The organism is Microvirga sp. 3-52 (genome assembly GCF_018383585.1).
Classification (GTDB): Bacteria; Pseudomonadota; Alphaproteobacteria; order Rhizobiales; family Beijerinckiaceae; genus Microvirga.
Genome location: NZ_JAHAMK010000027.1, coordinates 23,426 through 37,627, shown reverse-complemented (window position 1 = coordinate 37,627; position 14,202 = coordinate 23,426). Strand labels below are relative to the sequence as shown.

Annotated in this window: 13 protein-coding genes; 11 read left to right on the top strand and 2 right to left on the bottom strand. The window is 64.1% G+C overall.

Going from position 1 to position 14,202, the window contains the following annotated elements; genetic code table 11:
- Window position 1: 1 nt before the first annotated feature.
- Window positions 2–1,393, bottom strand: coding sequence for a sensor histidine kinase (locus tag KHP60_RS18405; RefSeq protein ID WP_213565781.1), 1,392 nt, complete (start codon window positions 1,391–1,393; stop codon window positions 2–4).
- Window positions 1,394–1,645: 252 nt separating this feature from the next.
- On the opposite strand from KHP60_RS18405, the gene KHP60_RS18400 reads away from it, so the two are divergent.
- The 8 genes from KHP60_RS18400 (at window position 1,646) to phoB (ending at window position 9,631) form a co-directional block, all read left to right on the top strand.
- On the top strand, window positions 1,646–2,710 hold the full coding sequence (locus KHP60_RS18400; protein ID WP_213565780.1) for a lysylphosphatidylglycerol synthase domain-containing protein: 1,065 nt from the start codon (window positions 1,646–1,648) through the stop codon (window positions 2,708–2,710).
- Window positions 2,711–2,782: 72 nt separating this feature from the next.
- On the top strand, window positions 2,783–4,081 hold the full coding sequence (locus tag KHP60_RS18395) for an ATP-binding protein (RefSeq protein ID WP_213565779.1): 1,299 nt from the start codon (window positions 2,783–2,785) through the stop codon (window positions 4,079–4,081).
- A 309-nt stretch (window positions 4,082–4,390) separates the two neighbouring features.
- Window positions 4,391–5,428 carry a phosphate ABC transporter substrate-binding protein PstS gene (gene pstS, locus KHP60_RS18390; protein WP_213565778.1) on the top strand — a complete coding sequence of 346 codons (1,038 nt, stop codon included), beginning with the start codon at window positions 4,391–4,393 and terminating at the stop codon, window positions 5,426–5,428.
- Between the two features lie 39 nt (window positions 5,429–5,467).
- Window positions 5,468–6,442 carry a phosphate ABC transporter permease subunit PstC gene (pstC, locus tag KHP60_RS18385; protein WP_213565777.1) on the top strand — a complete coding sequence of 325 codons (975 nt, stop codon included), beginning with the start codon at window positions 5,468–5,470 and terminating at the stop codon, window positions 6,440–6,442.
- 10 nt (window positions 6,443–6,452) lie between these two features.
- Window positions 6,453–7,358, top strand: a complete 906-nt coding sequence (pstA, locus tag KHP60_RS18380; protein WP_213565776.1) for a phosphate ABC transporter permease PstA — start codon at window positions 6,453–6,455, stop codon at window positions 7,356–7,358.
- Window positions 7,355–8,173: a phosphate ABC transporter ATP-binding protein PstB gene (gene pstB / locus KHP60_RS18375; RefSeq protein WP_213565775.1), complete on the top strand. Its 819-nt coding sequence runs from the start codon at window positions 7,355–7,357 to the stop codon at window positions 8,171–8,173. The genes pstA and pstB overlap by 4 nt, the downstream gene beginning before the upstream one ends.
- Before the next feature lie 25 nt (window positions 8,174–8,198).
- Window positions 8,199–8,912, top strand: a complete 714-nt coding sequence (gene phoU, locus KHP60_RS18370) for a phosphate signaling complex protein PhoU (RefSeq protein WP_213565774.1) — start codon at window positions 8,199–8,201, stop codon at window positions 8,910–8,912.
- Between the two features lie 2 nt (window positions 8,913–8,914).
- A complete protein-coding gene (gene phoB, locus KHP60_RS18365; protein ID WP_213565773.1) occupies window positions 8,915–9,631 on the top strand; it encodes a phosphate regulon transcriptional regulator PhoB in 717 nt (238 codons plus the stop codon).
- Between the two features lie 324 nt (window positions 9,632–9,955).
- Here the strand turns inward: phoB and KHP60_RS18360 are convergent, their stop codons facing one another.
- Window positions 9,956–10,492, bottom strand: coding sequence for a GcrA family cell cycle regulator (locus tag KHP60_RS18360; protein ID WP_213565772.1), 537 nt, complete (start codon window positions 10,490–10,492; stop codon window positions 9,956–9,958).
- A 386-nt stretch (window positions 10,493–10,878) separates the two neighbouring features.
- On the opposite strand from KHP60_RS18360, the gene KHP60_RS18355 reads away from it, so the two are divergent.
- From KHP60_RS18355 to KHP60_RS18345, 3 genes are read left to right on the top strand one after another with little or no spacing between them, the layout of a single operon-like run.
- Window positions 10,879–12,087, top strand: coding sequence for an aspartate aminotransferase family protein (locus KHP60_RS18355; protein ID WP_213565771.1), 1,209 nt, complete (start codon window positions 10,879–10,881; stop codon window positions 12,085–12,087).
- Entirely contained in the window at window positions 12,084–13,010 is a 927-nt protein-coding gene (gene argF, locus KHP60_RS18350) for an ornithine carbamoyltransferase (protein WP_213565770.1), read from the top strand. The genes KHP60_RS18355 and argF overlap by 4 nt, the downstream gene beginning before the upstream one ends.
- Entirely contained in the window at window positions 13,007–14,002 is a 996-nt protein-coding gene (locus tag KHP60_RS18345) for an Hsp33 family molecular chaperone (RefSeq protein ID WP_213565769.1), read from the top strand. The genes argF and KHP60_RS18345 overlap by 4 nt, the downstream gene beginning before the upstream one ends.
- The last annotated feature ends 200 nt before the right edge of the window (window positions 14,003–14,202 follow it).

Genomic DNA, 14,202 nt, shown 5'->3' with positions numbered 1-14,202 from the left:
CTCAGGCGCTCAGGCGGTTGAGCGGTAGAATCATGCGCACGCGCAAGCCTTCCGTTCTCCACTCGCGCTCAAGAGCTCCACCGAGTTGCCCGGCGATGCTCCGCTGCGACAGCTGGGTGCCGAACCCTTCAAAGGTCGGGGGGCTCTCGATGGATGGACCGCCACTCTCGGTCCAGAGCAAATCGACGTTCTCATCCTGGATGGCCCACCGAATGACAAGCTCGCCCTCCGCGCATGACAAACAGCCGTATTTAGCGGCGTTGGTGGCCAATTCGTGCAGGACGAGGGCAAGGCTCGTCGTCGTGTTGGACCCGACGAGAACGCTTGGTCCTTCGATGGCGATCTTGTTTTGGCCGGCCTGTCGATAGGGCTCGAGGACGGCTTCGATCAGCCGGGCGAATTCCACATCGGGGCCCTCGCCCATCTCGCTCGCTGAGGCAGGCTGAACCAGTTCATGCGCCCGTGACAGGGCGCTCAGGCGCCCGCGCAGGGCATTGGCCATATCCTTGGTATCTTTGGCCGTCCGGGCGGTCATCGAAACCATGCCGTTGGCGATGGCGAACAGGTTCTTCACGCGATGGTTGAGTTCTCGCGTCAGAAGCTTCTGACCCTCTTCCAGCGCATGGCGCTCCGTGATGTCGCTGACGACGCCATAAAGGCTGATGACGCGATGGACGCCGCCCTCATTCGTATAAAGCGCCTGTCCGTGCGAGCGGAACCAGCGGAGCTTCCCATCAGGCAGAATGGCACGGTACTGGCTGTCGTACTTGCCATCGGATTCGGGAGCGGCGGCCGCTGCAATCCGCCCTTTGACCCCTTCCAGATCTTCTGGATGGATCATCGCCCAGGCTTCCTCGAGGGTGAGGCTGTACAACCCGTTATGAGGAATGTGGTAGAGAGCACATGAACCCTCGTCCCAGGTGATCAGGTTGTTTTCCAGATCGATCTGCCAAGTCCCGAGATTGGCGGCCTCAAGGGCTAGCCGGTACTGGCTTTCGAGCATGCGCAGGGCTTCTTCTGCCATTTTCTGCGCGTTGATGTTCGTGCTCGTACCGAACCATCGGGTGATTTTTCCTGACAGATCCTGGATCGGAATGGCCCGGCTGAGAAACCATTGGTATCCCCCGGTCGAGGCTTTAACCCGGTACTCCCATTCATAGGCCTGTCCGGTTTCAAGGGACCGGGTCCAATGCTCTCGAACCTGGGGAAGATCGTCGGGATGAACCGCTGCTTCCCACCCGGTTCCAAGGAACTGATCGCCTGGAATCCCCGTAAACTCGCGCCACCGGCGATTCACATAATCAACAGATCCATCGGGACGGGATGACCAGACAAGTTGAGGCAGAGACTCCGCCAGAACAGCAAATTGCGTTTCTGTTTCCTTGAAATCCACTCAAAACTCCCGGGGCCGCTCCTGCAGCCAAGTCTCCGATGGCAAAGGAAGCATTGTTGTAGGCCTTTTTCGAGGCTGACAACCCACATCGGACACCAGCGGCGATTTCTCAGGCGAAAGAGTAGCGCCAGGCATACGAAACCATTAAAAGGCCGGCGATGTCTGGCGGTTCCTCCTGCCAGCGCATAGATGCAGGACAGCCCTCGGACCCCGATGCGATCACTCCCACGCTGAGGCTGATTGACCGTTTTCATGAATGATATGAGCCCCCGTCCGGTGTCTCCGCCGGAGATGTCCTCTGCCGAAGCCCTTCATCCGAAGGAGCGCCGCTCCCGCCGGTTCGCCTGGATCGGGATGGCGGCGAGCATCCTCCTGTTCGGGGCTTCGCTGGTAGTTCTCTGGCACATCGTATCTGAAATCGATGTCAATGAACTGAAATCCGCTTTCACGGCGGCGAGCCTGCGCCAGATCGGCTTGGCGGTGCTCTTCACCGCCATCAGCTACAGTCTGCTGACCTGCTACGATGCCATCGCCCTGCGGCAACTCAAGCTGCAGATCCCCTACCGTACCACCGCTCTCGCCTCCTTCACGAGCTATGCGGTGAGCTTCACGCTGGGGTTCCCCCTGCTGACGGCGGGCACGGTGCGCTACTGGATCTACTCCCCCAAGGGCGTCAGCCCGGGGCGTGTGGCGAGCCTCACCGTGATCGCCGGGGTGACCTTCTGGCTTGGCATGGCCCTCGTCCTTGCCTGGAGCCTGATCAGCAAGGCCGACGAGCTGGCGAGCCTGGTCTATACCCATATCTGGATGAACCAGCTGGTCGGCCTGGGTGCCGCCGGCTTCGTCGTCGGCTACATGATCTGGGTCTCGATCAAGCGCCGGGCCGTGAAAATCCAGGGCTGGAAGCTGGAACTGCCGGGCTTTCGCCTGTCGCTGGCTCAGATCATGATCGGGGCAGGCGACGTGTGTGCCGGTGCCGGTGTCCTTTTCGTGCTTCTGCCGGGAGGGCACAATCTCAGCTTCGAGACCTTCCTGGCCGTCTATATCTTCGCCGTCATGCTGGGCGTGGCGAGCCATGCGCCGGGAGGGCTCGGGGTCTTCGAAGCCACGATTCTCCTGGCTTTGTCCAACTACCCCCGCGAACCGGTCCTCGGAGCGCTGCTCCTCTACCGCCTCTGCTATTACCTCGTTCCTTTCGTCATCGCCCTGGCCATTCTCGGCGCGTACGAGATCCGCAACCGCATCCGGTCCGCCCGACTGGCCTTCAAGCCGGATGACGGCGATGTCGCGACCGAGGCCGAGCTTGGCGGGAGATGACACCCGAGCTTGCCTCGCCTAAAGAAGGCAGGCAGCGCCCTCGAGACATCTCCTCCCATAAGCAGTCCCGCCATGAGCGATCCCGACGACCTCACGCCGGACCCTGGCCGTCAGAGTGCCACCCTGGTCCGTGACGCCGCTTTGCGCGGGACCGTCGTGACCTGTTTCGTGCTGGTCGCCGTTGCGCTGGTGCGGGGTCATGGGGATGCGTGGCTTCTGTTCTGGGCCGCCGTGGCCATTCTCGCGGGCTTTCTCGTCGCGGGACCCAAGCGCAACCTCGGGCTCGGAACCAGGATCACGTCGCTGCCGAAGGCAAATCCCCGCTCCAGCGTCGCCGAAGCGGTTCTGGCCCAGATCCCCGATCCCGTCATTCTGGTAAACCAGCGTTCCGTGGTGATCGAGGCCAACAGGGCCGCCTACGATCTCCTGGCCGGGCTGAAGACGAGCCATCCCCTGTCCTTTGCCTTACGCACCCCGTACGTGCTCGACGGCATCCAGGAGGTGCTGGAGACGGGTGAGCCCATGAAGGTCGAATATTCCGAGCGGATTCCGACTGAGCGGACCTTCGAGGTCCATATCGGCCCTCTCCAATCCGATGTTGCGGATGCGGAAGTCCAAGCGGGCGTCGTCCTGTTCTTCCGCGATCTCACCTCGGCCCGGCGGCTCGAGGCCATGCGGGCCGACTTCGTCGCCAATGCGAGCCACGAGCTGCGCACGCCGCTGGCCTCGCTTCTCGGCTTCATCGAGACCCTGCAGGGCCCGGCGCGCGACGATGTCAGGGCGAGAGAGCGCTTCCTCGACATCATGAAGGGGCAGGCGCAGCGCATGAAGCGCCTGATCGACGATCTTCTGTCCTTGTCGCGCATCGAGATGCGCGCTCACCTCTCGCCCACGCAGACGGTCGATCTCGCCACCATCGCCTCCCAGATGGTCGAGACTCTCTCGCCTCTGGCCAAGGAACGGGGGGTGGTCATCAAGGCCACCCTTCCGGATCGGCCCAGCCTCGTGCTCGGCGACCGGGACGAGCTTCTGCGGGTGGCCGAGAACCTGATCGAGAACGCCGTGAAATACGGCGAGAGCGGCGGAAAGGTGGATGTGGAGGTCGCCCATATTGAGGGGCCGGTGCCGCAGGTTGCGTTCTTCGTGCAGGATTACGGTCCCGGCATCGCCCCGGAGCACCTGCCGCGCCTGACCGAGCGGTTCTACCGGGTCGATGTCGTGCAGAGCCGGGGCAAGGGCGGAACGGGCCTCGGGCTGGCCATCGTCAAGCACATCGTCAACCGCCACCGCGGTCATCTCGACATTACCAGCGAGGCGGGGCAGGGCGCCCGATTCACGGTGCGGTTCCCGGAAGCGGGGCCTCGCCCGTAGGGGCTACGGAATTCCCCTCCCGGGCGGGAGAGGGAGAGGTGTGGCGGTGATGACACCCGCGACGTCATCACCGGCCTCGTGCCGGTGATCCCGATCCAAGAAGCGCCGAGCCTCACCTTGTCGAGATGGCCGGGACAAGCCCGGCCATGACGTGAAGGTTCCACCCCTCCCAAGGGATCCTTTTGGGGTGTCATTTAATTGTCATCCAACTGTCGTAGAGGAGACATCCGTCGGGCCTAGCTGTCCCATCGCGAGACACGGCCCAAGGCTTCGAAGCCGCCTGTCGCGCTTATGAACAGGAGACTTACCGTGAAGATTTTGTCCTACGCCATTGCGGCCGGCCTTGCCGTCGCGAGCCTTACGACCACGGCAACTGCTGCTGACATTACCGGCGCAGGCGCGACGTTCCCGTTCCCGATCTACGCCAAGTGGGCCGAGGCCTACAACAAGGAAACCGGGAACCGCATGAACTATCAGTCGATCGGCTCCAGCGGCGGCATCCGCCAGATCCGGGCCAAGACCGTCGATTTCGGCGCGACCGATGCTCCCCTCAAGGGCGAGGATCTCCAGAAGGACGGCTTCGTTCAGTTTCCGGCCGTGATGGGCGGCGTGGTGGCCGTCTACAATGTCCAAGGCGCTGGTCAGCTCAAGCTGACGGGCGAGGTTCTGGCCGACATCTTCAACGGCAAGATCTCCAAGTGGAACGACCCCAAGATCGCACAGGCGAACCAGGGCGTGACCCTTCCCAACGCGTCGATTACCCCGGTCTACCGCTCCGACGGATCGGGCACCACCAGCGTGTTCACCACCTACCTGTCCCAGGTCTCGGAAGGCTGGAAGAGCGGCCCGGGCGCCGGTTCTTCCGTGCAGTGGCCGGTCGGTCAGGGCGGTAAGGGCAACGAGGGCGTCGCCGCTCTCGTGAAGCAGGTGCCGAACTCCATCGGCTATGTCGAATACGCCTATGCCAAGCAGAACAGCATCCCGTTCGCTCAGTTGCAGAACAAGAACGGCAAGTTCGTGTCGCCGGAGGCCAAGACTTTCCAGGCCGCCGCTGCCAACGCCGACTGGAAGTCTGCTCCAGGCTACGGCATCTCGCTGACGAACCAGCCCGGCGACGAGGCCTGGCCGATCACGGCTCCGACCTTCATCCTCGTGCCCAAGACCCCCGAGAAGCCCGAGCAGGTGGCCGAGGCCCTGAAGTTCTTCGACTGGTCCTTCAAGAACGGCGACAAGATGGCCGTCGAGCTCGACTACGTGCCGCTTCCGAGCAAGCTGAAGGATCAGGTTCGCGCCACCTGGGCGAGCGAGATCAAGAACGCTTCGGGCCAAGCGGTCTTCACGCAGTAATCTGATCTCGATCGATTGAACAACAAAGCGGATCGGCGAATGGTAGCTCTCTCGCAAGAACGTCTCGTGTCGAGCGCGGATGCTCCCGCTCGCCGATCCACCCCTCCGAGCTTCGACCGGCTCTTTCGTCTCTCGAGCCTTGGATCGGCCCTCCTGGTGCTGATCGTGCTTCTCGGCATCATCGGCGCCATGATCTACGGCGGCCTGCCGGCCTTCCGCGAATTCGGCTTCGGCTTCATCACGTCGAGCGTCTGGAACGTCAACGAGGATCAGTATGGTGCGTGGGTTGCCATCGTCGGCACCCTGTCGACGGCTTTGATCGCCCTCGTGATCGGCGTTCCCCTGTCCCTCGGGATTGCGATCTTTCTCACCCAACTCTGCCCGCCCTGGCTCAAGCGTCCGGTGGCGACCACCATCGAACTCCTCGCCGCCGTGCCCAGCATCATCTACGGCATGTGGGGCCTCTTCGTCTTCGCGCCGCTCTTCGCGAACTACGTGCAGATCCCCGTGTCCAACATCGTCGAGGGCATGCCCATCGTCGGCACCATCCTTTATGCGCGCACACCCTCCGGCGTCGGCATTCTGACAGCCGGCATCATCCTGGCGATCATGATCATTCCCTTCATCGCCTCGATTGCGCGCGACATCCTCGATCAGATCCCGTCCGTGCTGCGCGAGAGCGCCTACGGCATCGGCTGCACCACCTGGGAGGTGGTGCGCAACGTGCTCCTGCCGCAGGCCGGCGTCAGCATCATCGGGGCGGTCATGCTCGGTCTCGGACGCGCGCTCGGCGAGACGATGGCCGTGACCTTCGTGGTCGGCAACGCCAACCGGCTGTCGGGCTCACTGTTCGATCCGGGCTCCACCATCGCGTCACGCATCGCCAACGAGTTCAACGAGGCCATCGGCCTGCAGCTCAATGCGCTGATGGCTCTCGGATGCATCCTGTTCCTGGTCACGTTCACCGTTCTCGTGCTCGCCCGCCTGTTGGTGGCGCGTGTGAAGGTCGGGTAGGAGAATGACGATGGATACCGCTCTCCAGACCCGCGCGCCTGCAAGGTCGACGCCCGCCCCGGCTCCCTGGGGACGGGTGCGCCGCAGCCGCCATGTGGCCGACCGCGCGCTCAAGATCGTCTGCACCCTGTTCACGATTCTCGGCGCCACCGTGCTCGGCTGGATCCTGCTGATGCTGCTGGTCGAGGGCATCGGCGGCCTCTCGCCTGCGGTCTTCACCGAGACGACGCCGGGCCCCGGAAGCCAGGGCGGGGGCATCGCCAACGCCCTTGTCGGCAGCCTGATCCTGACGGTCCTCGGCATCGTCGTGGCCACGCCCGTCGGCGTGCTGGCCGGCACCTACCTGGCCGAGTACGGCAAGAGCTCGAAGCTTGCCGAGGTCATCCGCTTCGTGAACGACATCCTGCTCGCCGCACCCAGCATCCTCATCGGCCTCTTCGTCTACATGCTCATGGTGCAGCCCATGGGGGGCTATTCGGGCTGGGCCGGCGGCGTGGCCCTCGCAATCATCGCCGTTCCCGTCATCGTGCGGACCACCGAGGATATGCTGCGCCTCGTGCCGGGCTCGCTGCGCGAAGCCGGAGCGGCGCTCGGCGCACCCATGTCGACGGTGATCATCAAGATCAGCTGGAAGGCAGCCCGCGCCGGCATGGTCACCGGCGTCCTGCTTGCGACCGCTCGCATCGCCGGCGAGACGGCACCCCTGCTCTTCACGGCACTCAACAACAATTTCTGGTTCAACCCGACCCTGATGGGCGGCGTCTCGAACCTGCCGGTCATGATCTACCAGTTCGCCCTGTCGCCTTATGAGAACTGGCGCGAACTCGCCTGGGCCGGCGCCCTCATCATCACCATGTCGATCCTGGCGCTGTCCGTCGTGGCGCGCCTGCTCCTGAGGAAGGATAAAGTCCGATGAGCACGATTGCCCTCAACACAAGCAGCGCCATCGGAAATGCCGCCGCTGCGGATGCCGGCGCGCCGGTGCGCATCGCCGTCAGGAACCTCAATTTCTACTACGGCGATTTCCGCAGCCTGAAGGACATCTCGCTCGACTTCTACGACCGGCAGGTCACGGCCCTGATCGGCCCGTCCGGCTGCGGGAAGTCGACGCTGCTGCGCACCTTCAACCGCATCTACAGCCTGTATCCCGAGCAGCGCGCCGATGGTCAGATCCTGCTCGACGGGCAGAACGTGCTCTCGCCCTCCATCGACGTGAACGAGCTTCGCGCCCGTGTCGGCATGGTGTTCCAGAAGCCGACGCCGTTTCCCATGTCGATCTACGACAACATCGCCTTCGGCATCAAACTCTACGAGCGGCTGCCGAAATCCGAGCTCGACGGGCGCATCGAGGAAGCGCTGCGCAAGGCGGCCCTGTGGGACGAGGCGAAGGACAAGCTGCGCCAATCGGGCATGAGCCTGTCGGGCGGCCAGCAGCAGCGCCTGTGCATCGCGCGCACCATCGCTCAGCGGCCGGAGGTGATCCTGCTCGACGAGCCGACCTCGGCGCTCGACCCGATCTCCACCGGCAAAATCGAGGAGCTGATCGAGCAGCTGCGCTCCGAGTTCACGATCGTGATCGTCACGCACAACATGCAGCAGGCGGCGCGCATCTCCCAGTTCACGGCGTTCATGTATCTCGGCGAACTCGTGGAGTTCGGGCCCACGACCAAGATGTTCATGAACCCGACCAAGAAACAAACTCAGGATTACATCACGGGCCGCTTCGGCTGATCGAAGCGGTCCAAGGGGGACTTCCATGTCAGAGCATATCGTCCGCTCCTACGACGCCGACCTCCAAGGGCTCAGGCAGCGCATTGCCGAGATGGGTGGCATTGCCGAGAAGATGCTGGTGGATTCCGTTGACGCGCTGGCCCGTCACGACAAGCCTCTGGCCCAGACGGTGATCGCCTCGGATCCCCGTCTCGACGTCCTGCATCGCGAGGTCGAGGAGAGCGCCATTCTCACCATCGCCCGGCGCCAGCCGCTGGCCGTCGACCTGCGCGAGACCATCTCGGCCATCCGCATCGCCGGCGACGTGGAGCGCATCGGTGATCTGGCGAAGAACATCGCCAAGCGCGCGGTTGCCATCGGCGACGATTTCCAGCCGCACAAGATCGTCGTCGGGCTCCGCCACATGAACGATCTGGTGCTCGGGCAGCTCAAGGATGTGCTCGATGCCTATTCGCAAAAGGACACGGCGAAGGCGCTCGATGTCTGGAAGCGGGACGGCGCCATCGACGCGCTCTACACCTCCCTGTTCCGGGAGCTCCTGACCTACATGATGGAAGATCCGCGCAACATCTCGTTCTGCACGCATCTCCTGTTCTGCGCCAAGAACATCGAGCGCATCGGCGACCATACCACCAACATCGCCGAGACCGTTCACTACCTGGTCACGGGCGAGACGCTGGCCATCGACCGGCCCAAGAACGACCGCTCCATCGACACGACAATCGGCCCCGGAGCCTGACCATGGGACCTCGCGTTCTGATCGTCGAGGACGAAGAGCCCTTGATGCTGCTCCTGCGCTACAACCTCGAGGCCGAAGGCTACGAGGTCGACAGCGTATCGCGTGGTGACGAGGCGGAGATCCGGTTGCGGGAGCAGGTGCCGGACATCGTGCTGCTCGACTGGATGCTGCCCGGGCTGTCCGGGATCGAACTCTGCCGGCGCATCCGCGCCCGGACCGAAACCGAGCGCCTGCCGGTGATCATGCTCACGGCGCGGGGCGAGGAGGGCGATCGCATCCGCGGCCTGTCCACCGGTGCGGACGATTACATCGTCAAGCCGTTCTCCGTGCCGGAACTCCTGGCCCGGGTCCGTGCGCTCCTGCGGCGGGCGAAGCCGACGCATATCGCAACGCTTCTCAGAGCCGGCGACATCGAGCTCGACCGCGAGACCCATCGCGTGCGCCGCGCCGGCCAGGAACTCCATCTCGGGCCGACGGAGTTCCGCCTGCTGGAATTCCTGATGCAGAGCCCCGGTCGCGTCTACAGCCGCGAGCACCTGCTCAACGCTGTCTGGGGCCACGACGTCTATATCGACGAGCGCACCGTGGACGTGCATGTGGGCCGCCTGCGCAAGGCGATCAGCCTGCCGCGCCGTCCCGATCCCATCCGCACCGTGCGCGGCGCCGGCTATTCCTTCGACGAGACCTTCGCCCGCGAGGAGCCGGCCGTGAGCGCCTGAGGCATCATAGGGCGCGTCTCCCCGGATCCGCAGGGTGCGCTCTGATACCTCAATTCTCCCCGTCATGGCCGTCCCCGGACTTGATCCGGGGATCGGTCCCGNGCGTCTCCCCGGATCCGCAGGGTGCGCTCTGATACCTCAATTCTCCCCGTCATGGCCGTCCCCGGACTTGATCCGGGGATCGGTCCCGGCCATCCCGATCGGAAGAGCGCCGCGCTCCGATCCATCGGGATCACCGGCACAAGGCCGGTGATGACGTGAAAGGGGAAAGCAAAAAGGCCGCGCTGAACACGATCAGCGCGGCCTTCTTATCGAGAATAGTTCTTAAGCGCGGGCAAGCTTGCGCTCGCGCTTGCGGTCGGCCACCGGCTGGTAGGCGATGCGCGCATGATGGGTGCAATAGGGCAGGCCCGTGATGGAGCGGGCGCCGCAGAAGCGGAACTCCGGCTTGGTCGGGTCGCCCATGGGCCAGCGGCACATGGACTCGCGCAGATCCATGATGGTCACGCGCTCGGACATGGGAATGGCGATGTCGTCGTCGGCGAACGCCACCGGCTCCTCGGCCACGGGCTGCAGGGCGATCGGAGCCATGACCACGTTGTTGTTGTGCTGCTGGGGCGCAATCGGAGCCGGCGCGCTCGGGGCGCGGGTCGCCTTGCGCGGGCGGGCGGCGGCCGAGGCGGCGGGCTTCGCATCCTTGGCGCGGCCGGAGAGGCCGAGGCGGTGAACCTTGCCGATCACCGCATTGCGGGTCACGTTGCCAAGCTCGGCGGCGATCTGGCTCGCGCTCAAACCATCGGTCCAGAGCTTCTTGAGAAGCTCGACCCGCTCGTCCGTCCAAGTTCCGCCCGCATCCATCATTTTTAAACTTTCCTCCATCGTGACCGGCTTCAAGCTCAGAATCCCGGATGCCTCGCGGACAGGGTTTTGATGTCCGACCGCGTTGCGAGGGCCGCTCCTGAGGGTGAATGCCGTGGCACGAATGCTGTACTCGACTGCCCCGAAGGTACAGGATGGGTGGACTCCGGCGCAAGAGTCCCCGGACAGGCCCTGTCGTTTTCCCCAAGGAACTCGCCCGTGCCCCTGAATCGGCAAAAATTCCTTGTGATGAATGACTTCATTTCTCTTGAATTGACAGGGTCTCGCACCTCGTTAGAATCCCTCTCCGTGCCGCCCCTTGTTGGGGCGGCGCTTTCTTTTTCGGGCCCGGGTGCGACCTTGGGCCTCTCTTGAGGCGGAGACCACCCGTGACATCGCCATTGCTGCCGACTTTTGCCCGTGCCGAGCTTTCCTTCGAGAAGGGGGAGGGCCCCTGGCTCTACGGCCGAGATGGCGAGCGATATCTCGATTTCGGAGCCGGCATCGCCGTGAACGCCCTGGGCCACGCCCATCCGCATCTGGTCAAGGCCCTGACCGAGCAGGCCTCCAAGATCTGGCACAGCTCCAATCTGTTCCAGATCCCGGAAGGCGAGCGCCTTGCCCAGCGCCTCGTCGACAGCACCTTCGCGGATTTCGTCTTTTTCGCCAATTCCGGCGCCGAGGCCAACGAAGCCGCGATCAAGATGGCGCGACGCTATCATTACGTGAACGGCAATCCCGAGCGCTTCCACATCGTCACCTTCGAGGGTGCCTTCCACGGCCGCACGCTCGGCACCATCGCGGCCGGCGGGCAGGCCAAGTATCTGGAAGGCTTCGGCCCCAAGGTGCAGGGCTTCGATCAGGTTCCGCCTGAGGATCTGGAGGCCCTGAAAGCCGTCATCGGCCCCCACACGGCGGCCCTGATGATCGAGCCGATCCAGGGCGAAGGCGGCGTCCGGTCCGTTTCGAACGCCTTCCTGCGCGAGCTGCGCGCCCTGTGCGACAGCCAGGGACTGCTCCTGATCTTCGACGAGATCCAGACCGGCGTCGGCCGTACGGGCAAGCTCTTTGCCTATGAATGGAGCGGTGTGACGCCCGACATCATGACCGTGGCAAAGGGCATCGGCGGCGGCTTCCCGATGGGCGCGTGCCTTGCCACGGCGGAGGCCGGCAAGGGCTTGACCCTCGGCACTCACGGCACGACCTTCGGGGGCAATCCGCTGGCCATGGCGGTCGGCAACGCCGTGCTCGACGTGATCCTGGAGCCCGGCTTCCTGGAGAGCGTCGAACGCAAGGGCCTGCTGCTCACGCAGCGCCTCGCCGAGCTGAAGGACCGCCATCCGAACGTCATCGCCGAGGTACGGGGACAGGGGCTCATCATGGGCCTGCGCACCGTCGTGCCCAACACGGACTTCGTCAGCGCCGCGCGCGACCAGAAGCTCATCGTGATCGGAGCCGGCGACAATGTCGTCCGGCTTCTGCCGCCGCTGATCATCTCGGAGGCCGATCTCGGAGAGGCCATCGACCGTCTGGACGCCGCCTGCGCGGCCATCGAAGCTAAGCAGAAAACCGCCGTTCCGCCGGGAGCCGTTCAATGAAGACCCGCCATTTCCTCGATCTCAGCGACTTTTCCGGCGCGGAGATCCGGCACCTCCTGAATATCGGCCTGGAGATCAAGTCGAAGCGCCGCCGCGGCGAGAAGGCCAAGGATCGGCCGCTCGAAGGCAAGGTCCTGGCGATGGTCTTCGACAAGCCCTCGACCCGTACCCGCGTCTCCTTCGATGTCGGCATGCGCGAACTTGGCGGCGAGACCCTGATGCTGACGGGCAAGGAGATGCAGCTCGGTCGCGGCGAGAGCATCGCCGATACGGCGCGCGTCCTCTCGCGCTACGTGGACGCCATCATGATCCGCACCCTCGATCATGCCATGGTGACGGAACTCGCCCAGTACGCCTCGATCCCGGTGATCAACGGCCTCACCAAGGTGACGCATCCGTGCCAGATCATGGCCGACATCATGACCTACGAGGAGCATCGCGGCTCCATCGAAGGCCGGACCGTCGCCTGGACAGGCGACGCCAACAACGTGCTCGCCTCCTGGGTTCACGCGGCGGCGCGTCTCGATTTCACGCTGAAGATCGCATCGCCGCCGGAACTTGCCCCGCGCCCGGAGCTTTTGTCCTGGGCGAAACAGGAAGGGGCCAAGATCAGCGTGACCACCGATGCGTACGAGGCCGCCGAGGGCGCCCATGCGGTCATCACCGATTGCTGGGTGTCCATGGGTGACGACGACGAGTTCCGCCGCCAGAATCTGCTCAAACCCTATCAGGTCAACGGCAGGCTCATGGGCGTGGCCGACAAGGACGCCGTCTTCATGCACTGCCTTCCTGCCCATCGCGGCGAAGAGGTGACTGACGAGGTGATGGATGGTCCGCAATCGGTGGTCTTCGACGAGGCCGAAAACCGGCTTCACGCACAAAAGGGCATCCTGGCGTGGTGCCTCGGAGCAGCAAGCGCATGAGTTCAGCTTCGCTTGAAGGAAACGACGACGTCGTTCTGCCGTTCGCAGTCGAACCTCTCGACGTGCGTGGGCGCGTGGTGCGTCTCGGGGCCTCCATCGACACGATCCTGGCCCGGCACGGCTATCCCGACATGGTGGCCCGCGTCATCGGCGAGGCGGCCGCATTGACGGTCATGCTCGGTGCGTCCCTCAAGCTCGAGGGACGCTTCCAGCTGCAGACCAAGACCGACGGCATCATCGACATGGTGGTGGTCGATTTCAACGCACCGGATCGCCTGCGCGCCACGGCCCGCTTCGACAAGGACAAGCTCGAGGCTCTCGGCCAGACCTCGCCGGGAACGGGCGAGCTCCTCGGCTCGGGCTATCTTGCCATGACCATCGATCAGGGCTCCGAGCGCAGCCGCTACCAGGGCGTCGTCGCCCTGGAAGGGCAGGGTTTCGAGGAGGCGGCCCACCAGTATTTCCGCCAGTCCGAGCAGATCCCGACGCAGGTGCGTCTGGCCGTGGCCGAGCAGTTCGAGGATGGCCGTCACACCTATCGCGCCGGCGGCCTGATGATCCAGTTCCTGCCATCCTCATCGGAGCGCCTTCGGCAGGCCGATCTGCATCCGGGCGACATCCCGGAGGGACACCCCTCGAACGATCTCGCGTCGTCGTCGGAGGACGATGCCTGGCTCGAAGCGAAATCCCTGGTCGGCACGGTCGAGGATCACGAGCTGGTCGATCCGACCGTCTCCAGCGAGACGCTTCTCTATCGCCTGTTCCACGAGCGGGGCGTGCGCGTCTTCGAGGGCCAGCACGTGCATGAGGAATGCACCTGCTCGCATGAACGCATCATGGGCATGATGCGCCGCTTCTCTCCGCAGGATCGCCACGACATGGTCGGTGATAACGGCCGCATCGGCATCACCTGCGAGTTCTGCTCGCGCTTCTACGATCTGGATCCGGCGGAGGTCGAGGCCGAGATCGCCAAGTCGGAAGCATCGGACTGACGACGCTTCAACGCAGACTAAGCTCGTCAGCGTGTGGCCGATAAGTCCTTCTCTCCGTCGTCATGGCCGGCCTTGTGCCGGCCATTCCGATACGGAAAAGCTCAGAGTTTCATGCCATCGAGATCACCGGCACAAGGCCGGTGATGACGTAAGAGGGACGGGCAGCGCATTCCGAGCCAGCCGCTCAGGATGAATGCTGA